At 57.1% G+C, this 23,022-nt stretch carries 23 protein-coding genes and 1 tRNA gene; 12 read left to right on the top strand and 12 right to left on the bottom strand.

From position 1 onward, the window contains the following. Positions 1-44 precede the first annotated feature (44 nt). The 4 genes from glmS to AC4PTT_RS10360 form a co-directional block, all read right to left on the bottom strand. Complete coding sequence (glmS, locus tag AC4PTT_RS10375) at positions 45-1,868, bottom strand: glutamine--fructose-6-phosphate transaminase (isomerizing) (protein WP_492161092.1); 1,824 nt, start codon at positions 1,866-1,868, stop codon at positions 45-47. Between the two features lie 139 nt (positions 1,869-2,007). Then, a complete protein-coding gene (gene glmU / locus AC4PTT_RS10370) occupies positions 2,008-3,363 on the bottom strand; it encodes a bifunctional UDP-N-acetylglucosamine diphosphorylase/glucosamine-1-phosphate N-acetyltransferase GlmU (protein ID WP_492161091.1) in 1,356 nt (451 codons plus the stop codon). 73 nt (positions 3,364-3,436) lie between these two features. Then, complete coding sequence (locus AC4PTT_RS10365; RefSeq protein WP_297559505.1) at positions 3,437-4,195, bottom strand: cytochrome c biogenesis CcdA family protein; 759 nt, start codon at positions 4,193-4,195, stop codon at positions 3,437-3,439. Positions 4,196-4,483: 288 nt separating this feature from the next. Next, positions 4,484-4,708, bottom strand: coding sequence for a hypothetical protein (locus tag AC4PTT_RS10360; protein WP_492161090.1), 225 nt, complete (start codon positions 4,706-4,708; stop codon positions 4,484-4,486). Between the two features lie 380 nt (positions 4,709-5,088). Here AC4PTT_RS10360 and AC4PTT_RS10355 point away from each other — a divergent pair, with 380 nt between their 5' ends. From AC4PTT_RS10355 to AC4PTT_RS10305, 11 genes are all read left to right on the top strand, one after another. Continuing rightward, a complete protein-coding gene (locus AC4PTT_RS10355; RefSeq protein ID WP_492161089.1) occupies positions 5,089-5,382 on the top strand; it encodes a hypothetical protein in 294 nt (97 codons plus the stop codon). Further along, entirely contained in the window at positions 5,382-6,671 is a 1,290-nt protein-coding gene (locus AC4PTT_RS10350) for a tyrosine-type recombinase/integrase (protein ID WP_492161088.1), read from the top strand. The genes AC4PTT_RS10355 and AC4PTT_RS10350 overlap by 1 nt, the downstream gene beginning before the upstream one ends. Then, positions 6,668-7,357, top strand: coding sequence for a hypothetical protein (locus AC4PTT_RS10345; protein ID WP_492161087.1), 690 nt, complete (start codon positions 6,668-6,670; stop codon positions 7,355-7,357). Before AC4PTT_RS10350 ends, AC4PTT_RS10345 begins: the two co-directional genes overlap by 4 nt. A gap of 85 nt (positions 7,358-7,442) precedes the next feature. Next, positions 7,443-7,652 (top strand): hypothetical protein, encoded by a 210-nt coding sequence (locus tag AC4PTT_RS10340; protein WP_492161086.1) that lies wholly within the window; start codon positions 7,443-7,445, stop codon positions 7,650-7,652. A 110-nt stretch (positions 7,653-7,762) separates the two neighbouring features. Continuing rightward, complete coding sequence (locus tag AC4PTT_RS10335) at positions 7,763-10,066, top strand: phage NrS-1 polymerase family protein (RefSeq protein ID WP_492161085.1); 2,304 nt, start codon at positions 7,763-7,765, stop codon at positions 10,064-10,066. A gap of 509 nt (positions 10,067-10,575) precedes the next feature. Continuing rightward, complete coding sequence (locus tag AC4PTT_RS10330; RefSeq protein WP_492161084.1) at positions 10,576-10,986, top strand: hypothetical protein; 411 nt, start codon at positions 10,576-10,578, stop codon at positions 10,984-10,986. Beyond that, a complete protein-coding gene (locus tag AC4PTT_RS10325) occupies positions 10,983-12,416 on the top strand; it encodes a hypothetical protein (protein WP_492161083.1) in 1,434 nt (477 codons plus the stop codon). Before AC4PTT_RS10330 ends, AC4PTT_RS10325 begins: the two co-directional genes overlap by 4 nt. Before the next feature lie 15 nt (positions 12,417-12,431). After that, positions 12,432-12,746, top strand: a complete 315-nt coding sequence (locus AC4PTT_RS10320) for a hypothetical protein (protein WP_492161082.1) — start codon at positions 12,432-12,434, stop codon at positions 12,744-12,746. 3 nt (positions 12,747-12,749) lie between these two features. Then, positions 12,750-13,556: a hypothetical protein gene (locus AC4PTT_RS10315; protein ID WP_492161081.1), complete on the top strand. Its 807-nt coding sequence runs from the start codon at positions 12,750-12,752 to the stop codon at positions 13,554-13,556. Positions 13,557-14,237: 681 nt separating this feature from the next. Continuing rightward, on the top strand, positions 14,238-14,513 hold the full coding sequence (locus tag AC4PTT_RS10310) for a type II toxin-antitoxin system TacA family antitoxin (protein WP_492161080.1): 276 nt from the start codon (positions 14,238-14,240) through the stop codon (positions 14,511-14,513). 1 nt (position 14,514) lies between these two features. After that, the gene (locus AC4PTT_RS10305; protein WP_492161079.1) at positions 14,515-15,036 is read left to right on the top strand and encodes a GNAT family N-acetyltransferase; all 522 of its coding nucleotides are present in this window, start codon (positions 14,515-14,517) and stop codon (positions 15,034-15,036) included. 39 nt (positions 15,037-15,075) lie between these two features. On the opposite strand, the gene AC4PTT_RS10300 is transcribed toward AC4PTT_RS10305, so the two are convergent. The 5 genes from AC4PTT_RS10300 to AC4PTT_RS10280 form a co-directional block, all read right to left on the bottom strand. After that, a complete protein-coding gene (locus AC4PTT_RS10300; protein WP_492161078.1) occupies positions 15,076-15,459 on the bottom strand; it encodes a hypothetical protein in 384 nt (127 codons plus the stop codon). A gap of 113 nt (positions 15,460-15,572) precedes the next feature. Beyond that, positions 15,573-15,648 (bottom strand) — tRNA-Lys (locus tag AC4PTT_RS10295). Positions 15,649-15,779: 131 nt separating this feature from the next. Next, on the bottom strand, positions 15,780-17,276 hold the full coding sequence (gene glpK, locus AC4PTT_RS10290; RefSeq protein ID WP_492161077.1) for a glycerol kinase GlpK: 1,497 nt from the start codon (positions 17,274-17,276) through the stop codon (positions 15,780-15,782). A 164-nt stretch (positions 17,277-17,440) separates the two neighbouring features. Next, the gene (glpD, locus tag AC4PTT_RS10285; protein ID WP_206552523.1) at positions 17,441-18,976 is read right to left on the bottom strand and encodes a glycerol-3-phosphate dehydrogenase; all 1,536 of its coding nucleotides are present in this window, start codon (positions 18,974-18,976) and stop codon (positions 17,441-17,443) included. 98 nt (positions 18,977-19,074) lie between these two features. Then, positions 19,075-19,848 carry a DeoR/GlpR family DNA-binding transcription regulator gene (locus AC4PTT_RS10280; RefSeq protein WP_206545245.1) on the bottom strand — a complete coding sequence of 258 codons (774 nt, stop codon included), beginning with the start codon at positions 19,846-19,848 and terminating at the stop codon, positions 19,075-19,077. A gap of 194 nt (positions 19,849-20,042) precedes the next feature. Here AC4PTT_RS10280 and AC4PTT_RS10275 point away from each other — a divergent pair, with 194 nt between their 5' ends. After that, entirely contained in the window at positions 20,043-20,456 is a 414-nt protein-coding gene (locus AC4PTT_RS10275) for a DUF4864 domain-containing protein (RefSeq protein WP_113155250.1), read from the top strand. Positions 20,457-20,478: 22 nt separating this feature from the next. Here the strand turns inward: AC4PTT_RS10275 and AC4PTT_RS10270 are convergent, their stop codons facing one another. The 3 genes from AC4PTT_RS10270 to AC4PTT_RS10260 are packed head-to-tail and all read right to left on the bottom strand — an operon-like array spanning position 20,479 to position 22,988. Then, positions 20,479-21,207: a proteasome-type protease gene (locus AC4PTT_RS10270; protein WP_206545244.1), complete on the bottom strand. Its 729-nt coding sequence runs from the start codon at positions 21,205-21,207 to the stop codon at positions 20,479-20,481. Positions 21,208-21,241: 34 nt separating this feature from the next. Further along, a complete protein-coding gene (locus AC4PTT_RS10265) occupies positions 21,242-22,036 on the bottom strand; it encodes a transglutaminase family protein (RefSeq protein WP_317088171.1) in 795 nt (264 codons plus the stop codon). Positions 22,037-22,046: 10 nt separating this feature from the next. Next, positions 22,047-22,988, bottom strand: coding sequence for an alpha-E domain-containing protein (locus AC4PTT_RS10260; RefSeq protein WP_206552522.1), 942 nt, complete (start codon positions 22,986-22,988; stop codon positions 22,047-22,049). Positions 22,989-23,022: the final 34 nt, after the last annotated feature.

Here is a 23,022-nt window from a genome sequence, read left to right as displayed (position 1 = left end):
ATTAGAATAGAAATTAGGGCCGCCGTATGACAGCCCTCCTTTCGTTATTCTACGGTAACCGACTTCGCCAGATTTCGCGGCTGATCGACATCCGTGCCCATGATGACTGCCGTGTGATAGGCCAGCATCTGGATCGGCAGTGCATAGATGATCGGCGCGACGAACTCGGGAACATCCGGCAGAACGATGGTCTCGAGCGTTTCGAGCGTGGCGTTCTGTGCGCCCTTCTCATCCGTAATCAGAACGATGCGGCCACCGCGCGCGGCGACTTCCTGCATGTTCGAGACCGTCTTCTCGAAAATGCGGTCATGCGGCGCGATCACGATCACCGGCATCTGCTCGTCGATCAGCGCGATGGGACCATGCTTCAACTCACCGGCAGCATAGCCTTCGGCGTGAATGTAGGAGATCTCCTTGAGCTTCAGCGCGCCTTCCAGAGCCAGCGGATAGTTCGTGTCGCGGCCGAGATAAAGCACGTGGCGCACATGGGAGAGCTCGCGCGCGACCTTCTCGATGCTGGCGCTGAGCTTGAGCGCCTGAGACGCGTAACGCGGTGCTTCGGAAAGCTCACGCACCAGCGCCTGTTCCTCCTCCGGCGAAATCGTTCCGCGCGCCTTGGCGGCCTTCAGCGTCAGCGCTGCAAGCACGCTGAGCTGGCAGGTGAACGCCTTGGTGGAGGCAACGCCGATCTCGGGCCCGGCCAGTGTCGGGAAAATGCCGTCGCTCTCGCGGGCGATGGTCGATTCGCGCACATTGACGATTGCCGAGATCGGAATGCCCTCTTCACGGCAATAGCGCAGCGACGCCAGCGTGTCGGCGGTCTCTCCGGACTGTGAGATGAACAGGGCGGCGCTGTTCTTCGGCAGCGGCATCTCGCGGTAGCGGAACTCCGAGGCGATATCGATATCGACCGGCAGGCGGGCATAACGCTCGAGCCAGTATTTCCCGATGAGACCGGCCAGATAGGCGGTGCCGCAGGCCGAGATCGCCAGACGCTCGATCTTTGCGAAATCGAACGGCAGATCGAAATCGGCAACCGTACCGTCGGCAAAGTTCAGGTAGTTGGCAAGCGTGTGGGAGATGACTTCCGGCTGTTCATGGATTTCCTTTTCCATGAAGTGCCGGTGGTTGCCTTTGTCGACCAGAAGGCTGGTGCCGACCGACTGCTGGCGGGCACGCTCGACCGGCTGGCCGGCCATGTCAAAGATCTCCATCCCGTTGCGGCGCAGTACCACCCAGTCGCCATCCTCCAGATAGGTGATGGCGTTTGTGAAGGGCGCAAGAGCGATGGCGTCAGAGCCGAGATACATCTCGCCCTCGCCATGGCCAACGGCAAGCGGCGGCCCATTGCGCGCACCAACGATCAGGTCTTCATCGCCGCGGAACATGATGGCGAGCGCGAATGCGCCGCGCAGACGCTTGAGCGCAGCAAAGGCCGCATCCTTCGGCGATGCGCCGTTTTTTACTTCGCGCGCTACGAGATGGGCGACCACCTCGGTGTCGGTCTGCGAAGCGAAAACGAAGCCGTCGCGCTTCAGTTCTTCGCGCAGCTCGGCAAAATTCTCGATGATGCCATTGTGAACGACAGCCACATCCTCGGCAAAATGCGGGTGCGCATTGGCCTCATTGGGAACGCCATGCGTGGCCCAGCGCGTGTGGCCGATGCCGATCATGCCGCCGAGCGGCTCTTCGCCCAGGCGCTTTTCCAGATTGACCAGCTTGCCCTCGGCGCGGCGGCGGTCGAGCTGACCGTGGTCGAGCGTAGCAACGCCCGCAGAGTCATAGCCGCGATATTCGAGCCGCTTCAGAGCGTCGATGATGAGCGGCGCAACCGGCGTCTGCCCGACAATGCCTACAATTCCACACATATGGCTTCTCAGCCTCCCACCAAACCTAAAACCCCGATTCACGCAGGCGTTTTAGAACGCCCGGGAACTGGATGAAAATCAACAAGTCTTTCAATTCGTATCAAGCCTAATCTGGGTCTGCGACGCCCGCATGTCAGGCTTATCCACGCCGCGCCTTGATCGCTGCCAGACGGTCGCGCAGGCGCTTTCCGAGCCCGGCGCGATTGGACTGGCGGGCACGCCCGAAGGCCAGCGCATCAGCCGGAACCGATTCCGTGATCACGCTGCCGGAGGCCACATAGGCGCCCGCGCCAATGGTGAGCGGCGCGACGAGCGCCGAGTTGGTGCCAATGAAAGCGCCCGGCTCAATATCGGTAAAATGCTTGGAGAATCCATCATAATTGCAGGTGATGGTGCCGGCGCCCAGATTGGCCTTCGCACCGACACGCGCATCGCCCACATAGGAGAGATGCGGAACCTTCGCACCCGGCTCGACGCGCGTCTTCTTGATCTCGACGAAATTGCCGATCTTCGCGCCTTCCATGATCTCCGCCCCCGGCCGCAGCCGTGCGAACGGACCAACGGATGCGCCTTCATCGACACGCGCTTCTTCCAGATGCGAGCTGGCCCTGATCGCTACATTCTCACCGACCGACACGCCCGGACCGAAGAACACGTTGGGCTCGATCACCGTGTCGCGGCCAATCACCGTGTCATGGGAGAAATAGACGGTCTGCGGGTCAATCATCGTTACGCCATCGAGCATCACGGCGCGCCGTCGGCGGTTCTGCCAGATGGTCTCGGCACCGGCGAGTTCGGCGCGGTTGTTGATGCCAAGCGCGCTCTCGTAATCGGCCTCGATGGCGCGCACGGTCAGGCCGCGACCGGCGGCAATCTCCACGATATCCGTCAGATAATATTCGCCCTTGGCGTTGTCATTGCCGATGGCGTCGAGCAGCTCAAGCGCGCTGTTGCCAGCAATCGCCATCGCGCCGCCATTGCAGAAAGTGATCCTGCGCTCTTCGTCGGAACAGTCCTTTTCCTCACGGATGGCAACAAGCGCATCGCCGTCCTCGATCAAGCGGCCATAGCCGGTGGGGCGCTCGGTACGGAAACCCATCACGACCACATCCGCGCCGGCGGCAAGCCCTGCGCGCAGCGCGGCAAGCGCGTCGAGTGAGATGAGCGGCGTATCGCCGAATGTGACCAGAACATCGTCATAACCGCGGGCAATGGCCGCGCGGGCCGCCAAAACCGCGTGGCCGGTGCCGAGCCGCTCTGCCTGAATGAAGGTTTCCGCGCCCGGCGCAAAGCCTTCAGCAGCACGCGACACGGCTTCCGCGCCATGACCCACGACCAGCGCCTTGTCGCCGGCGCCAGCGGCGTCCAACGCCCGGGTCACGTGACCGAGCATCTCCAGCCCGGCAATCTTGTGCAGCACCTTCGGTGTGGCGCTCTTCATCCGCGTCCCCTCGCCGGCTGCGAGAATGACGGAAAGGCAGGTGCGTTCGCTCATGGACTGGAAACCCGTTCTGCTTCTGACGATTCGCTTTCTCTTAGCATCCCGTCAGCGCGGCACCAATGGAGGGTTAGCCGAGTTTACCCAGCGCCGGGAAGGTTTCGAGCAGCCAGAAGGCCATGGACTGCATACCGCCCGTCAGGAAGAGCACGCCGGCAAGAACGAGAAGCGCGCCCATGACCTTCTCGACGCGGCCGAGATGCATGCGGAAACGCGACAGGAAGCGCATGAAACTGCCCGAAAACAGTGCGGCGAGAAGAAAGGGGACGCCAAGGCCAAGCGAATAGACGGCAAGAAGCAGTGCGCCATCGCCAACAGTCTCGCGTCCACCGGCCAGCGTGAGGATCGGCCCCAGAACCGGCCCGATGCAGGGCGTCCACCCAAAGGCGAAGGCCAGCCCCATGATATATGCGCCAAGCCTCGTTGCAGGCTTTCCGCCGGACTGAAAACGCGCCTCGCGCGACAGAAAGGGAATGCGCACCAGACCCAGAAAGTTGAGCCCCATGATGATGATGACAATGCCGGCGGCTATGGCGAGTTCCTGCTGCCAGGCGCGCAGGACGGCGCCGATGGTCGAAGCGCCTGCACCCAGCATCACGAACACGGTGGTGAAGCCGAGCACGAAGGAAAGCGAAGCGGTGAAGAGCGCAAAGCGCGTTGCGCCGCCGGAGGTTCCTGCCGGCTTGCCTTCGGCCTCGCCCTGAAACTGCTCAACGGAAACGCCGGCCATATAGCAGAGATAAGGCGGCACAAGCGGCAGAACGCAGGGAGATAAAAACGACAGCGCTCCCGCACCGGCCGCACTCAAATATCCGACATCAATCGCCATGCTTCAATCTCAATACAACAATGACAGCACGCTCATGCGCGCGCAAAAACAATGGAGCCCATATAGGCAGGCGCGATGGATGAGGCCAATCACCTTTCCGTGGCATAGGGTCGCCCCATGCGGAAAGACAATGCGGCAGCGATGCACCGAAGACGCGTGTTGATGTTGTGAAGCATGGTCATGAGCGTTCAGCGCCTGGATCTGCTGATGAAAAGGGCGGTTGTGGGAAACCGTCAAACCTTGTCGATTGCAATGCTGCCTGTGGCCATCCTCTCGCAAGGGGACCACTCAATATGACGCTCCTTCGATAAACCACCTGTTCAGGCGAAATTCGCCTTCGACCGGACGGCCCCACCAATAGTCGTCTATGTCGTTGTAACCGTGCACCGGAAAAACCTGCTGCCATTGCGTGATCATGGCAATTGCAGCTTCGCGGGTATGGGCGGTCTGCTTCAACGTCTTATTGCGCACAATCTCGCCATCGCGGTTCAATATCTGCTTGCGAATATGCATACCCTCACTCCCGAGCGGTCAATCCGATTGCCCGATCGTGGCAGGAAGCTGCAGACAATCAAGCGCGTCGACGCCCAAACGAACATGCGGCAAGGGCAAAAACTTGCCCGAAGGAGAACGGTGATCTGTTGGAGAATGGTGGTGAGCGCGCAGGGGCTCGAACCCTGGACCTACTGATTAAAAGTTCAATCCAAGCGACGTATCCAACACATTGAAAAACATCGATAATTCGCAGAATGTGGCGCAGCGCATTGAAATATATATGACAATTTAATTATTGCCGGTGACATATAAAGACATTAGATGTCACTGATAAGCCAAATATTCACGGACACAGTGTGGACACAAACCTGTCCATTGCGAACAAATGGGAGAGGACAATGGAGAGGGTTGAAACACATTGGTCTGAAATGACCGTTTCAGAGTTAATCACATCAATCTCTGGCGGGATTTCAAGCGCATTCACTTCGATTGGCGAATGGATCGCGGGCTTGACTATCGCAAACCTAATCGCTGCAGCGCTGATACTATTCTGGATTCCAGTGATCGTCCGTGCGGTTTGGGACATTGTCATTCACTTTTCCCAAGATCGCTCCGCTCACAAGGAGCGCAAGGAGCGCCATGCATGGAATGCCAACTGGAAAGCCGCTTTCAGAAATAGGAAAGATGACTGATGAGCGCCGAACTCAATGACACCCTCGTTAAAAACCTCCCCACTCCCGAAAGAGGTAACAAGGTCCATTATGACTCAAAGGTCAAAGGCTTCGGCGTCCGCGTAACCAAAGCAGGCGCGCGCGCCTTTGTACTGAATTATCGCACTCGATCAGGCAGAGAGCGCCGTTACACCATTGGCTCATACCCTGATTGGAAAACGACAGTCGCGCGTGATGAAGCAAAGGAATTGAAGCGCCAAATCGACGTTGGGGCGGACCCAATGGCGGAAGTTGAGGCTGACCGGAACGCAAAGACCGTTGCCGATCTGTGTGATCGTTTTGAGCAAGATCATTTGAGCAAGGTGCGCCCCATCACAAAACGGGACTATGAGGCCATCATTCGCCGTGAAATCCGGCCAGAGATGAAGCATCTGAAAGTGGCAGAAGTCACCTTTTCCGATATTGATGGCTTGCATCGGAAGATCACAAAGCGCCCTGCCCCTTATCACGCAAATCGTACCGTCGCGGTGCTGTCCAAAATGTTCTCGCTCGCTATGCGGTGGGGCTGGCGCGATCATGCAGCGGGCAATCCGGCCAAGGGGATTGAACGCAATCAGGAAGTGAAGCGGCAGCGGTATTTGTCGCCGGAGGAATTACAGCGGCTCACCAAGGCTCTAACCGAGCACGACGACCGGCAGGCAGCGAATATCATCCGGCTGTTGCTGTTGACCGGCGCGCGCCGTGGTGAGGTGCAGACCGCACGGTGGACTGATATCAACCTGACCAGCGGCGTTTGGACCAAACCGGGCAGTACAACCAAGCAGAAGACCGAGCATCGGGTGCCGTTGTCGGCCCCGGCCCGCCAGCTACTATCCGAACTTCATTCCGACGCCGAACGGGAAGCGCAAAGAAAGGGGCGCGATCCGTCCGAGTACGTCTTTCCGGGCCGTGGCGGTAAGAGTTACCGGCAGGAACTCAAAAAGGATTGGGCACAACTGTGTGTCGCTGCCGGTTTGGTCGATTCCGAAACGACAACCGACGCAAAGGGCCGCGAGCGCGTCAAGCTGAAGCCGAATTGCCGGATACATGACCTTCGCCATACTTATGCTTCTGTGCTGGCGTCGGCGGGCCTATCCCTGCCGGTGATCGGTGCGCTGCTTGGCCACTCGCAACCAGCTACCACGGCACGCTATTCGCATCTTATGGATGATCCGTTACGAGCGGCAACAGAACGCGTTGGGGCAATTGTGTCGGGCAGTGGCGAGGATGACGGCGCGGAAATTGTGCCAATGAAGGGCGGTGCGGCATGAAGCGGGGTTGGCAAAACGGGGCATCACGAGAGGGTGAAATCAGCGTACGCGAAGCATTCGTTGCACTTGTTGGGCGAATGACACCACACGACGACTCCGACATGCGTGAAGCGTTTTCTCAATATGTCGCGGATGTAGCTGCGAAAGCGGTGTTCAACGGACAAATTGATGAATTTCGCCCTGTGGTTTGCACAGATGACGACCCTACTGACACGCTGTTGAAGGCCATTGCGTCTAAAGCGCTTACCGTGTGGTTTTATGAGAAGATAAAAAACGAAGACGGCATTCAGACGGAGATCAGGAAGCGGATTGATACGGAACTTTGGTCCAAAGGCATTCATCCCTTCGCGAGTGTCCATACAGGTTTATTTCACGCGCCGAACGGTAAACGTTATCCGATTTTCTTTGATGCTACGGAATGGAAAGGATGGCTTGGCATCGACTGTAATGGGGCGGTGAATGCATCAAAGTCCCACGGACGACCGTCGGGCACCGGATACGATGTAGCCGACCTACCCATTGTTAAGAAAATGAGAGAAATGCTCGACAGCGCCGAAGCACCATCGCCAACAGCCGCCGCATGGAAGGTAATCGGTGCGGACGGCAAGGGCGCGCAGGGCAATGGCGCTCCCGAAAGCAAGGTTCGCCGACTGGTCCAACGATACAAACAGAATTACGGAGAATAACGGAGAATCCGTTAAACTTCCTCGCTCCGCGCAAGGGGTGTGCATAGTCATTGATGTCATCGCAACCGAACAGGAGATGACTTCGATGACAGGACTTTTGCAGGACTATCGAACTGAAAAGCAGCTTGCCGGGGAACTCAACATGAGTGACCGGACGCTCAAGCGCTATCGTGCGATGCCGGACGGTTTGCCGTACGTGCAACTCGGTGGTCGGATTCTCTATCACGTGCCAACCGTTCTGGCATGGATTCAAGCGCGGACAGTTCACCCGAACCCACGAAGGCGTGCGGCGTGACCCCCTATCCCCAAAACCCAAAAAAAGCCCGGCGCAGAGATCACTACGCCGGGCGAGAGTTTCACTGATACACACTCGCAAAATTATTGCAAAAAGAAAGCATTTCAAGCATGAATATCTCGCAATCTGGACATTCTGTCAACGATCTCGCGCCTCTCATCGAACTTAACCAATGGTGTGTGTGGCGATTGGAGCAAACGCCGGGCAGATCGAAGCTGGACAAAATTCCATACAATCCAATCACAAAGCGGCGCGTCAGTTCGGTCGATCCGACTACCTGGGCCACATATCAGGAAGTCAGCACGGCGCTTCATGGCGGCAGCTGGAACGGTATGGGTTTCGTATTCACAGCCGACGATCCGTTCGTATTCATCGACATAGACAGTTGCATAAAATGGGAAAACGGCGATCCGGTTTTTGTAGATCCAGAAGTGCAGGCCAATGCGCAAGTGTTCCTGAATTCTGGCCCGATGTGGGAGTATTCACAATCGGGCACGGGATTGCACATTATCGGTCGCGTCCCGGACAAATCTATATTCGCGAACCGTCGCAACCGCACTGACTGGTGTGAGTTCTACCAGCAAGGCAGGTTTTGCGCGTTCGGCCGACATGGCTGGCGAGGAGATGCCAATATCGATCTCTCTACGGCGATCACCCTCATGATACCGGAACGAGCCATCGTATCCGAAACAAGCAGCGCCGCACATGACCGCGCTGGCCCGGTTGCCGAATGGGCTGGCCCTTCTGACGATACGGAATTGCTTCAGCGCGCAATCGAGCGAAGCGGAAAAAACTATCCTGACGCTCTTTTCGGCGGCAAGGCAACGTTTGAACAAGTCTGGAATATGGACGCTCATTCGCTTGCAGGAAGCTACCCGCCTGACGGTCCGCGCGCGGACGGCTTGCTTTATGATGCGTCTGCCGTCGATCAGGCTTTAATGTCCATGCTCGCATTCTGGACGGGTAAAGACCTATCCCGCATGGTTCGCTTGTTTCAGCAATGGCCGGGTTATCGCCGCTTCAAATACGAAACGCGGCACGGCACCTATCTAATGACTCGCCTTGTCAAAAATGGCAACAAAGTCACGAACGTATATCAAGGTAGGAACGTTGACCGATCTGTAACGTCGCGAATTGCTTCAACCACTCCAAAGCAGCGAGAAATTATCGAAACGACTGGAGCGGGTATTGATGAGCTGCTTGCTTACGTTTCAGAGGAGCACAACAAAACGAAGCTCGCCGCATTCGTGAAGCGGTTTGCAAACAATCTTCCGGTTGCCTTTGATGAATTCTCGCAGTCAGTCACCGTGACGAGTCGCCTCACGTGGAATGCAAGCTTTCCGCGCCAATGGACGCAAAACGACACGCGGCACATGCAGATCGCCGCTGAGGCGCATGGCTTGAAACCCTCCAAAGATACGGTTTTTGACGGCGTCAACGTCATTGCACAGCGTAACAAGTTTCACAGCGTCCGCGAATACCTTGATGGTCTTGCATGGGATGGCGTGCCGCGTATCGATAATTGGCTGACGGATTATCTTTCTGTGCCCGCGTCGGATTGGACGAAGCTTATCGGCCCAAAAGTGCTCCTCAGTGCAGTGGCACGCATAACCCAGCCCGGATGCAAGGTTGATAATGTTCTTGTGCTGGAAGGCGAGCAGGGGGTGGGCAAATCCACTGCAGTTTCTATTCTGTTCGGAGACAATTGGTTTGCGGATTCACTACCGTCAATTGATAAACCCGACGCCGCGATACAGCTTGCGGGCAAGTGGTGCATTGAGATCGCCGAATTGTCCGCGATGAAGCGGGCGGATGTAGAATCGATAAAAGCGTTCGTGTCGCGGCGAGTTGATCGATTTCGAGCGCCATATGACAAAAGTGCCGAAGATCACGAGCGACAGTCCGTTTTCATCGGCACGACCAATCGGGACGATTATCTGAAAGACGATACCGGCAATCGCCGCTTTTGGCCTGTGCTGTGCGATGGCGCGCTAGATTTCAAAGGACTAAAGGCCGACCGGGATCAGCTTTGGGCCGAAGCGCTCGCGCGATATCGTCAGGGTGAGCGCTGGTGGTTGGAAGGAGCAGAGAACGACGTCGCCCAAGCGGAACAGAGCGACAGGCGGGAAGACGACCCGTGGGAGCTAAAGGTCATGCAATATCTAGCCACCTCATCACTTCCAGTTCGAACAATGAACATCTTGCATTTTTTGAACGTTGATACAGCACAGGCCACAAAAGCTCACGAAATGCGTATTGGAGGCATCTTGTCACGAAATGGGTATGTGCGCCGACGCATTTACATTGACGATAAGCGTGTGCGGGCATGGACGCCGAAAGACGATAAGCGCACGCATTTCTATTCCCCCACAAACTTGCCCGGAATGCTGAGTGGGACCACCGGGACCACTTGAGTGAATTGAGTGGTCCGAGACAAGTTATTGATTTTCTTTGTTTTGGACTACTTGGACCACCTGGACCACCTAAGATTGATAAAACATATAAAGCCGAATTATCATTAATTACTATAATTATAGGTAATTACAGTAATCATAGGCGAGTTGGTAATATAGGGAAATCGGTGGTCCAAAGCGGTCCCGGTGGTCCAAGGCGGTCCAGCGCCGGGCGAATTACTACATAATTGCTATGATTGAGCGAGCGTTGCGAAATTATCGTGACGGTGCTGACGATCTTTCGGTTTTGACTTAGTTGCAAATCGTTCGCAACTGGATGTTTTTTTCGATCCGCTTGCCATGCGCCCGCCGCCCTCTGTGCCCTGACCTCAACCGGTGAAAAATCGTGTCAACTGATACCTAATCAGTGACGAATAATGACTATCTAGTTGTAATACATTGATCTTCTTTTTCGAAAATGCCCTTGTGTCCGCATAGTGACCGCATGACTATGCCGAGATACAACCAAGATGCAGCAAACCAACGACCTGTTAGAGGCCAACCGCCCCGCCAAACCCTCCAAGTCGCCTAAGCAGACGACGCGGCAAGGCAAGGTTCGCCTGCACACTCTCGCAGACATTGACAAGCGAACCGCCGCTTATGCGCGCTTCAAGGAACTGGTAGATGGCTATGCAGCCGATCTTGGCGGCGATGACCACCTAACCACAGCGCATCGTGCGATCATCCAGCGCGCGGTCTCTCTCCAAGTCTGGTGCGAAGATTGCGAGGCCGGATACGCAACTACCGGTGATCTGGATATCAGCAGCTTTACGACCGCGACCAATGCGCTTCGTCGACTTCTGTCCGATATCGGCCTTGAGCGTCGCCAGCGCGACGTGACGCCCGACTTCTCATCCTACGTGCAGGCGGGCGGCAGATGATCTCTTATGCACAAGCCTGCCGCGACCCTCACCTGTTCGGCCCGTGGTTCTCCGAAGACACATGGAGACCGCCGCAGGGAGTATGGAGCGTCATCGACAAAGCCGCGTTTGGCGAACCGCTGGACGATTTCGAACGCATGCTTTTCACGACCATCACAGGCCGCGACGAGCCACCCGCAGCCCCTGTGAAAGAATTATGGATCATCGCAGGCCGCCGAAGCGGAAAGGACGTTAAGGCCGCTTCTATCGCCGTTTACCTCGCCACAGTCGGCGCGGAACTGCACAACTTCGCTCAGTACCTCAAACCGGGCGAACGTGGCGTCGTGCAGCTTCTGGCCGTGGACAACGATCAGGCCAAGGTATGTCTCGGTTATCTGAGGGCTATGCTCGATCAGCCGATGCTTGCGAAGCTGGTGAAGAAGAATACCGCAGATGGCGTTGAACTGACCAACCGCATCGCAATCGAGATCACTACCAATGATCGGCGTCGCGTTCGAGGTCGAACCGTCATTGCAGCAATTCTGGACGAAACCGCCTTTTGGATGAATTCGAACAGCGTCAATCCAGATGAGGAAGTGTATCGCGCCCTTACGCCTGCAATGGCAACCATTCCAAATGCCATGCTTATCGGCATTTCCAGTCCGTACGCCCGAAAAGGTCTACTCTACAAAAAATACAAAAAGCACTACGGCAAGCCGGGCGAAGTTCTTGTGGTGAAAGCACCCACGTGGACGATGAATCCAAATCTGCCATTTGTCGGCGATTTCATTACTCAGGCATTTGCCGACGATCCTGCGAGCGCAAAGGCTGAATTTGGTGCCGAGTTCCGCGACGACATCGAAGCGTTCGTCAAACGTGAGGTTGTCGAAGGGGCGGTTATCACGAACCTGACAGAACGTGGCCCGGTTAACGGTGCTCGATACTTCGGTTTTGTCGATCCATCGGGCGGCAGCGCCGATTCAATGACATTGGCCATCGCACACCATGAACAAGGTCAATCGGTGCTCGACATCGTTGCCGAGGTGAAGCCACCATTTTCACCTGATCTAGTCGTTCGTGATTTCTGTGAAATTTTGAAAGCGTTCGGTTTGAACAGCGTAACTGGCGACAGATACGGCGGAGAATGGCCGCGCGAACGCTTCCGTGTCCATGGCATTCGTTATGAGCCCTCCGAGCTGACGCGTTCCGAAATCTACGGCGCACTTTTGCCGATGCTGAATTCGGGCACAGTTCAATTGCTCGATAACACCGCGCTCACTGAACAGCTAATCGCGCTGGAACGCCGTGCCGGTCGATCCGGTCGGGACATCATCGATCATGCCCCCGGCGCACACGATGATGTAGCGAACGCCGCCGCTGGCGCACTGGTCATGTGTAGCCAAAAGCCATCCCACTTCACGCTAGAAGATATTAGAAGGGCCGTTTCTTAGAAAGGAATAATTACAATGCCTTATTCAAAATATAAGAACCATCACATTGAAGACGATGAAGATTTTCCCAACGGGATCGCACGTGACGGCGCGCACCTTCGTGTTCCCCTCGCATTTGCGGACAACACGGCGCGCGAACGCGTGGCGGACAGCACCGCTAAACGTGATGACGATCTGGATGCTCAGGCGTGGAGCGCAACGCTGCGCCTCATCAACGGCAACCACGGCAACAAACCGCTCAATGCGGATGCGGCAACCGATATGGCTCATGCCCGCGCGGATGCCGCCCGTGATGCGATGATTGCTCGAATGACCGGGAAAGGAGCCTGAGACATGGGAAACCAAGTTGCCCTGCCGTCCGGGATGAAACTTTTTGCACCCTCCCCTGCACCGTCTGACAGTGTGCCAGAAAACAAAAGCATGACGATGCGTGATCGCGTGCCACAGATTGCAAACGACCGGCTCGACATGTTCCGTTTGATCATGGCTGAAGCGGAAGCCATCGTTTCGGCCAAAAGGGCAGCGCTGGAGGAAGCTATCCGCCTTGATCGCACCACTGACGCTCTTAGCGATCAGCTTTCCAAGGCGCAGCAAAGAGCCGGCTCTAGCCGTTCGATTGTCGAGCAATGCATGGAATGGCTCGGAAGCCGCAACCATTACCGCTCTTATCGAGCGGCCAAGATGCCCGGCGTGCGGAAGTTCTCACAGGCGGCGCTTGATAACACTCGCAATCACGTTGATCGCATTCGTGACGAAATCAGCACCGTAAGCATCGCCCCTGTGCCGAACGAGGAGCGGAAAACGGCCCTGCTGGCGCAGCTCGAACAATACCGCTCAATCGGTCGCCCCAACATTGGAGTCGACGGACTAATTCAGCCGGTTCATCCCGACGCGCTTCTGCAATTCGTGTGCTGGCTTTTGCCGGAAGCAATCTGGAATGAGCGGATTGACCAGATCATCGGCCCGGAGCCGCAGAACGCGCTATCCAGCGCCGACAAGGCGAAGAAACTCGCATCCCTTCGGAGCGATTTGACTGTTGCCGAGGTGAATGAAGTTGCTCTTATCGATGCCAGCGACGGTCAGGCTCATTATCGCCCATCGACAAGCATTTCGGCACTTCTTCATCTCGAAGCGATCTGAACACGAGTAGCTTCGGCACGCCAGACATTTGCGTGCCGTTCGGACCAGTCGGCGGTGTCCGTAACAACACCGACAGCGGATGGTCGCAATACCCTCGACGCGATCCGCATAATCCGCCCTGTGGCGTCTCAGTTTCCTACATCGCAGGGCGGAAAATTTCGAAACGACAAGATTAAAAAAAATGGCGTCAATTAATCTCATCGCGAACCAACGCGCATTCCGTTGCATTGGCAGCATTTTGCAAACGGACGGCGTCGTTGCCGACATACGATCTTAGTAAACGGAAAACCGCACGTTATCGCCGTGCTACACGACGAGAAATCCGCCCCCCCCCGTATCAATTGATGTCGCGGGAACGAACCAGCCGTTTGCAGTTTTGCTGACTAGACACTTCTGTGACGGTTCATGCGGGAACCGTCAATGGATATGCAAGGCCACAAAATAGCTGCTTGCGCGCAAACCTCTACTCAGCGACATCATTCTTGCGCTAAAATCATAAAATCGCACTTGTGTTTGCTTTTTTTGACGACCCGCATGCACCGCTAGAGGGAAGTGCCATGCGCAGAGGCACGCGCCTCGTAGCACCATTTTTCATATTTTTCAAGATGTATTTACATTGTCAACACGACGCACTATGTGAATCTGAGTTGAGTACCACCGAGATAGGTGGAAGGAGATAATATGTCTGCCCAAAGAAAGAGCCGAACCATCAACCTGCGAATTGAGCCGGAAGCTCACGAACTGATTTCTCGCGCAGCGGACATTTGTGGCAAAAGCGTTACGGCGTTCATAACTGAGGCATCGGTCTATTCAGCGCAAGAGGAACTCCTTGATCAACGCTTCATCGGCGTGTCCTCCGATGTTTTTGATGCAGTCAACGAGACGCTGCTCGCACCGGGCGAAATTCGTGAAGAACTTGTCAAACTGTTCGAATCAAAAATCGAGTGGATAGATTAATTTGGCCTATCGAAAGCCAGCTCCAATTTCATCCGACCACGCCGTAGAGGGCTTTAACTCAGGCAAACCATCTCTTGATGATTGGCTGAAGGAAATGGCGCTTTACAACCAAGAGCAAGGATATACGAGAACATTTGTGATAGCCGATGAGCATTATAATGTCGTCGGCTATCACTCAGTCTGTGCCGGAATGATCCACCGAGATGATTTATCCCGCGCCGCCAAAGGCTCGAAAGCCCCCGTTGAAATTCCCGTAGCCGTATTAGCTCGTTTAGCGGTTACAAAAACACACCAAGGAAAAGGTCTAGGACCCGCCTTATTAAAGAATGCTTTATTGAGTATAGTCTCAGCAGCACAACTTGTTGCTTTTCGCGGTGTCGTAGTTCACGCGATAGATGATGACGCTGAAAAATTCTATCTGAAATATAACTTTCGACCCACAAAAGGAATGGATCGTCGATTAATCCTTTCATCAAGAGATATCGCCATTTCACTCGCTCACGTTACGAAAAACAGCGAGTAATCCTTATAAAGCCCCCCCCCAACACAATAGGCGTCAATCCTATATACTTACCACCTGAAATATGAATCCCCCTCTTTCAAGCCTATCGACCATTTCTTTATGACTGGGACTCATCATTGAAGTTGGGCCCCGCGCGATCTCGCATTCAACATGCGCTGATATCATTTTTCCACTACCGTCATCGGGACAATTGAGCAGCCACTTGGTGCGCTTCACGATAAAATACTCAATGCCCAACTCATTACCATCACGTGTGCGAGCTATCAGATCCCCTGTAGCGGGCAGACTTGGTAACTCGCATCTAAAGCTAAATTCTTGATCGCCACCACCGGGCAACACAGCCGAAAATTGCACAATCATAACCCCCCCCCCCCACTCAATGAGCAGTTCGATTCTGGCAGGAATCAGCAGGGAATCAAGCATGCCTGCACCAAAACGGACAGTAATAAAATCCGGACACTATGCGGACATAGAGAAATAGCCGATTCACACCGGCCCGTACAACGCCATAAGGTGTTGATTTTATTAGAGAATGGTGGTGAGCGCGCAGGGGCTCGAACCCTGGACCTACTGATTAAAAGTCAGTTGCTCTACCAACTGAGCTACGCGCTCCCGTGCGGGTTCTGGCGAACCCCGGAAAGTGGGCGGAACATAGATAGACGCTTATCCATGGTCAACCGGAAAAAAGCGTCTATCTCCCGACTTTTTTCGCCAGGCCCGAAACCGCCCTGTCTGCAAGGGTTTCAGGTGGTGCTCAGCGTGCGCCGCACCGCATCGCGCCAGCCTTTCAGCTTCTCCGCGCGTTCGGATTCGTCCATTTTGGGCTGAAACTGCCGGTCGAGCTCCCATCCTTTGGCGAAGGCATCAGAATCGGGCCAGACCCCGGCACGCGATCCGGCAAGCCAGGCGGCCCCGAGCGCCGTCGTCTCAAGCTGGGTTGGCCGGTCCACCGGCGCATCCAGCATGTCGGCGATGCATTGCAGCGTCCAGTCGCTGGCGACCATGCCCCCGTCCACGCGCAGAACCGTGTGTTCGGCGCTGTCGTCCTGCCAGTCCTTGCGCATGGCGTCGAGAAGATCGCGCGTCTGATAGGCCACCGATTCGAGCGTTGCCCTGGCGAATTCCGCCGGACCGGAATTGCGCGTGAGGCCATAGATCGCGCCGCGCGCTTCGGCATCCCAATAGGGAGCCCCCAGCCCCACAAAGGCAGGCACGAGGTAGAGGTTCTGGGTTGGATCGGCCTCGGCGGCAAGCGCACCCGAATCGGCTGCCTGATCGATCACCTTCAAACCATCGCGCAGCCACTGAACCGCCGCACCGGCCACGAAGATCGAGCCTTCCAGCGCATAGGTGGTCTTGCCGTTCAGCCGATAGGCAATGGTCGTCAGAAGACGGTTCTTCGAGGCCACCATCGTCTCGCCGGTGTTGAGGACCGCGAAGCAGCCGGTGCCATAGGTGGCCTTGAGCATGCCGGGCTCGAAACAGGCCTGACCGATCACGGCTGCCTGCTGATCGCCGGCAACGCCGAGTATCGGGATTTCGGCACCGAAAAGCGATTTCTCCGTCACGCCGAAATCATCGGCGCTGTCCTTCACCTCCGGCAGAAGCGCTTTCGGCACATCGAGGATTTCGAGCAGTTCGTCGTCCCAGCGATTGGTCTCGATGTTGAACAGAAGCGTGCGTGAGGCGTTGGTGGCGTCGGTTACATGCGCCCTGCCCCCGGTCAGCCGCCAGATCAGGAACGTGTCGATGGTCCCGGCGAGCAATTCACCATTCCGCGCCCGCTCCCGCGCGCCTTCCACATGATCGAGGATCCAGGAAAGCTTGGTCCCGGAGAAGTAGGGATCGAGCAGAAGCCCTGTCTTGGCCGTGAAGGTCTCTTCCAGTCCCTTCTTTTTCAGCGTTTCGCACAGCGGCGCGGTGCGGCGGTCCTGCCAGACAATGGCCCGGTGGATCGGTTCGCCCGTGTCGCGCTCCCAGACCACGATGGTTTCGCGCTGATTGGTGATGCCGATTGCGGCGATGTCGCCGGCATTCAGCGCCGCTTCTTCCAGGGCATCGTGCACGGTGGAGACGACACTGTCCCAGATGTCTTCGGGATCATGCTCCACCCAGCCTGATTTCGGGAAGTGCTGAGGGAATTCCTTCTGCCCGGTCGCCACGGCTTTCATGGCCCTGTCGAAAACGATCGACCTGCTGGATGTGGTTCCCTGGTCGATTGCCAGTATGTAGCCGCTCATGGTTCCTCCGGGTGTAACTGTCGTGCGCCTTGCAACTGGCGACTTGAAACCGGCGCATCAAAACTGGCGCAGGCCATCCTCATCCAGACACGACCGCGCCTTGATCCGTCAAGGTCCGGCTCCTGTCCAGCTGGCGCAATTCATCGGCGCGCTGGCAATTCGGTTCAGCCGGCCTTCTGCGCTTCGCAAAGCGTCTGCATAAAGCCGTCGACGGCCGCTGCTTCTTCTGCAGAAATGTGCAGGCCGCGCTTGGTGCGCCGCCAGAGCACATCCTCACCGCTGACCGCCCATTCATGCTCAACCAGATAGCGCAGTTCGGCCTCATAGAGATCGTGGCCGAAATGCCGGCCCAGATCTTCCGTCGATTCTGCCTTGCCAAGCATGTTCCAGGCGCGCAGTCCGTAAAGCCTGACGAGGCGGGCGGCATGGCCGCGCTCAAGGAACGGATAGTCCGCCACGAGCCTGTCCACCTGCGCGTCATATCCGTCGGCAGGGAACTCGCCACCCGGCAGCGCTTCGGCATGCGTCCACGGACGTCCCTTGGCGCCAATCGTGTCAGAGATCTTCTCCAGCGCGGATTCGGCGAGCTTGCGATAGGTCGTGATCTTGCCGCCGAACACGTGAAGCATCGGAGCGCCGGCCTTGCCGGCCTCGTCCTTCAGCACATAGTCGCGGGTTGCTTCCTGCGCCTTTGACGCGCCGTCATCATAAAGCGGTCGCACGCCGGAATAAGACCAGACGATATCGTCACGGGTGACGGGTTCGGCGAAATACTCGCTGGCGCAGGCGCACAGATAATCGGTTTCCTGATCGCTGATGGCGACATCCTTCGGATCACCATCATAGTCCTGATCGGTGGTGCCGATGAGGGTGAAGTCTTCCTCATAGGGAATGGCGAAGATGATCCGCCCATCAGCGTTCTGGAAGAAGTAGGCGCGCGGATCGTCGAACTTCTTCTTCGTGACGATGTGGCTGCCCTTGACCAGACGCACATTGTGAACATCGTTCTGGCGAAGAACGCCGGAGATGATGTGATCCACCCAGGGGCCGGCGGCGTTCACCAGATAGCGCGCACGCACGGTCTCCAGCTCACCGGTCCGCAGATCCTCGATCTGCACCTTCCAGACGCCGTTTTCGTCTTCGGCGCGCATGACTTTGGTGCGCACCCGCACCTCGGCGCCGCGATCAGCCGCGTCGCGCGCGTTGAGCACGACGAAGCGGGCATCATTCACCCAACAGTCCGAATATTCGAAAGCGCGGCGGTAATCGGCCTTGAGCGGCTTTCCCGCCGGATCGGTGCGCATGTCCAGTGTCGCGGTCTTGGGCAGAAGCTTGCGGCCGCCAATATGGTCGTATAGCCAGAGCCCGAGCCGCACGAGCCAAGCCGGACGCAACCCCTTGTGCACGGGCAGGACGAAGCGCATCGGCCAGATGATGTGCGGCGCGTTGCGCCAAAGCACTTCGCGCTCCATGAGCGCCTCGCGCACGAGGCGGAACTCATAATGCTCGAGATAGCGCAGACCGCCATGAATGAGCTTGGTGGAACCGGAAGACGTGCCGCTGGCCAGATCGTTCATCTCCGCCAGAAAGACGGAATAGCCCCGCCCGACGGCGTCGCGCGCGATCCCGCAACCATTGATCCCGCCGCCAACAACGAAAACGTCGTAGATCGCGGACGGATCGGTTTGGGAAGTGGACACGTTCTTCTCCTTCAAAACTCTGGGTAATCAGCAATTGCCAATTCAAAAAGGAATTATTTTGAAAGCATAACGAATGTCAAACGAAAATGAAACTCCGGTTACACACCGGTCTCAATCAATTGCACACCTGCTTCCTTGCAGAGCGCGCGCATGGACGGTGCGGCGCAGCGGTCGGTGATAAAGGTGTGCACCTGAGACAAATGCCCGATGCGCACCGGCGCGCTACGCTCGAACTTGGTGGAATCCGAAACCAGGATCACATGACGGGCATTGGCGATGATCGCCTGCGCCACTTTCACTTCGCGAAAATCGAAGTCGCACAACGCGCCATCCTGATCGATGGAAGAAACACCGATCACCGCATAATCGACCTTGAACTGACGGATGAAGTCCACCGCGGCTTCACCGACAACACCGCCATCTGATCCGCGTACAACACCGCCAGCGATGATAACCTCCAGTGTAGGATAAACCCGCATCCTGTTGGCAACATTGATATTGTTCGTGATGACCAGAAGCCCTTCATGATCCAGAAGTGCATCACTGACGGCCTCGGTCGTCGTGCCGATATTCACGAAGAGCGACGCCTTGTCGGGGATCAGACGGGCGGCGGCCTGGCCGATGGCGCGCTTCTCATCGGCGGCAATCTTGCGCCGTGCCTCATATTCCATGTTCTCGATGCCGGACGGTATCAGTGCGCCGCCATGGATGCGGGTCAGGAAACGTTTTTCGCAGAGTTCATTCAAATCCCGGCGAATGGTCTGCGGCGTGACATCGAAATGGGCAGCCAGATCGTCGACAAGAACGCGGCCCTGCTCCTTCGCCAGATCGAGTATCTCGGAAAGTCGCGGTGTCAGAAAAGTGTTGTTCATGCCCACTCCAATGTTCGTTTTCGGTATTTAAAACTAAAAACGAACATTGAGCAAGCGCACCCCTAAGCTGGCAAGAACGAAACCATCCCCTATTTTCTTACGTAGCTGCAAGACAGGCGGCGCGGCTGCCTTTGAAAAGAGCCGTGATTGTGTGCCGCCGTTCAAGTGGCCGCCGTTCAAGTGGAGGAGCGATCATGCAACGACTGTTACTGACCATCCTTATCTGCCTGACACCCGTTTTCGCTTTTGCAGGTGAGGCAGAAATCCGCGCGGCGCAATCATCCATCAAGGGGCAGATCGAGGCGTTCATCGCCGGCGACGACGCCCGCGCCTATTCCTATGCCGCCCCCAACATCAAGCGCATGTTCCCGACACTGGAGCGCTTCATGGCGATGGTCAGGCAGGGCTATCAGCCTGTCTATCGCCCGCGCAGTCTTGCATTCGACAAGGCTGTGGAGCTTTCCGGCGAAACCATCATGCAGCGTGTTCTGACAACTGCACCGAATGGCAGGAACTACGAAGCAGTCTACACGCTGAAGCGACAGGCAGACGGCACGTTCCGCATCACCGGCGTGAGCCTCAGGGAAGCGGCGTCGCTCGCGATCTGATCCGGCTCATGGTCAGGTTCGTTCAGCGCGTGAAGTCGGGAAGGCTCTTGAACGCAGACTTCAGCGCTTGCGACCAACCCTCTGAAATCGTGCGCATATAAGGATCTTCCGCCTCTATGCGCTTCTCATATCCGATGCGGAAACTGTCCTGTTCGTAATAGAGAAGGTCTATGGGCGGCGCGACCGACAGGTTGGAGCGAAGCGTGGAATCGAAGGAGACGAGAAGCAGCTTCACCGTCTCCTCAAAACTCATTGCGGGATCGAATGCGCGCACCAGAATGGGCTTGCCGTATTTTGTCTCGCCGATCTGGAAGAACGGCGTATCCGCGCTCGCCTCGATGAAATTGCCTTCCGGGTAGATCATGAACAGACGCGGCTCCATCCCGCGGATCTGTCCACCCAGAATGAACGAGGCTCCGAAAGCGTCAGCGCTCTGACCCGCTGGCGCGGACTGGCGAATGACCTCCTTCACCGTATCGCCGACCAGGCGTGCGGCCTGATACATGGACGGCGTCTCGAGCATGGATGGCGTGCGCTCGTCGGGGGCCTTGGTCCGCTCTTCCAGCAGGCTGACAACAGCCTGCGTGGTCGCGAGATTACCCGCCGATAAAAGAACCAGAACCCGCTCGTCCTCTTTCTGCCAGCAATGCATCTTGCGGAAAACGGAGATGTTGTCGACGCCGGCATTCGTCCGCGTATCGGACATGAACACCAGCCCCTCATGGGTTTTCAGCCCGACGCAATAGGTCATGCGGACTGTGCCTCTTCAGTTTCGTCTGGATAGATTACTGCTCGACGGTGATCTGAACCGCAAGCTCTTCCTGCGCCATGCCGATCCTGATCCCCATAATCGGCATGGCGTCGCGGTAATCGCGGCCGGTCGCCACACGCACATAGCGGTCGTCCGCCGATATCCCGTTGGAGCAGTCGAATGCGACCCAGCCGAGACCGTCGAGATGCGCCTCCGCCCAGGCATGGCTCGCCGCCTGTTCGTCCGTATCGTCCATGCGCAGATAGCCACTCACATAGCGCGCGGGAAAACCCATCAGGCGCGCCGCCGTGAGAAAGATATGCGTGTGATCCTGACACACGCCCTCGCCGTTTGTGAGCGCCTCTTCGGCAGGCGTTCCCGCATCCGTTGTTCCGATCCGGTAGGCCACCTGATCGCGCACCAGCGCCATCAGGCTGTGCAGGCGCTCGACGTCCGTTTCGCCTTCTGCTCGCTTTGCCAGCGCGGATATGCCGTCACCCGCGCTGCAAAGCGTGGTTTCCTGCTGAAACAGCCAGAGCGGCGCGAGCCCCTGATGCCGGCCGGTCACGCCGGCGGTGTCACGGGTCTCCACGATGCCCGAAGCCTCGATCACGATCGTATGGGGTTCGCCATCAATGCTGATAAGGCGCGTGTCGTTTCCAAACCCGTCGATGAACTGCACTTCCTGCGCTGCGCCATCGGTTCGAAGCGACCATTCGATCACCTCCTGCGTCGGGCCACTGCGGGGAACAAGGCGGAGACGCTGCAGCGCGTAGGCGAGCGGGGCGTCGTAGCGATATTCTGAATGATGCGTGATCCTGAGGCGCATGCGACCCTCCTCAATAAAAGCGGAAGTCTGCCGCGATCTGGTTGCCCAGCGCCGCATTGTCACGGATGAAGTCGCTCAGAAACTCGTGCAGCCCGTCATCGAAGACATCCGCAATGTCGGCTGATTTCAGCCGGGTCAGGCGGGCATGCGCGAGTTCGTGGCAGGGCTGGCGCTCTCCATACTCGTCGGCCAGATAATCGAGGGAATCGCAAATGCCGCGATAGGAAAAGGCCAGCGAGCGCGGCATGCGTCGATTGAGGATCAGAAAATCGGCGATCTTCGATGGATTGAAATCGCCGTCATAGGTCCAGCGATAGGACCGCAGCGCCGAAACCGAGCGCAGAATGGTCTGCCACTGGCTGTTGTCGAGCGATGAACCGACCCAGGCGGCCGAAGGCAGAAGAACATAGTACTTCACGTCGAGAATGCGCGCCGTGTTGTCGGCCCGCTCGATCAGCGTGCCGATCTGCGCGAAGTCGAAAACCTCGTTGCGCAGCATGGTGCCCTGAAACGCCCCGCGAATAAGCGCCGTCTCCCGCTTCACCGCATCGAGAACGGCCGGCAGATCGGGCTCGTCCACGCGGTGCCTGAGCATGCGATGAAGCGCCATCCATGCTTCGTTGACGCTTTCCCAGGTCTCGCGCGTCAGCGCCGTGCGCACCATCCGCGCGTTCATGCGCGCTGTGTCGATGGAGGAGAGGACGCTGGAGGGATTGTCCGTATCGCGGAGCAGGAAGTTCGTCACCGTCGCCGTATCGAAATTGTCGTTCGTCTCTTCGAACAGATCGCGCACGCCGGCGCTGGTGAGAACCGAGGCCCATTCATCGGAGGCTGCATTGCTCTGGGTCAGCGCCAGCCGCAGCCCCGTATCGGCCAGACGCGCCATATTCTCCGCCCGCTCGATATAGCGCGCCATCCAGTAGAGACCGTTCGCAGAGCGCCCCAAAAGCATGTCAGCCCTTGCTCCTTCCACTCATCGCACAGCC

This window comes from Nitratireductor sp. WH36-1 (assembly GCF_058725515.1).
Note: the sequence above shows the minus strand (reverse complement) of the source record. Positions and strands in the feature narration are given on the sequence as shown.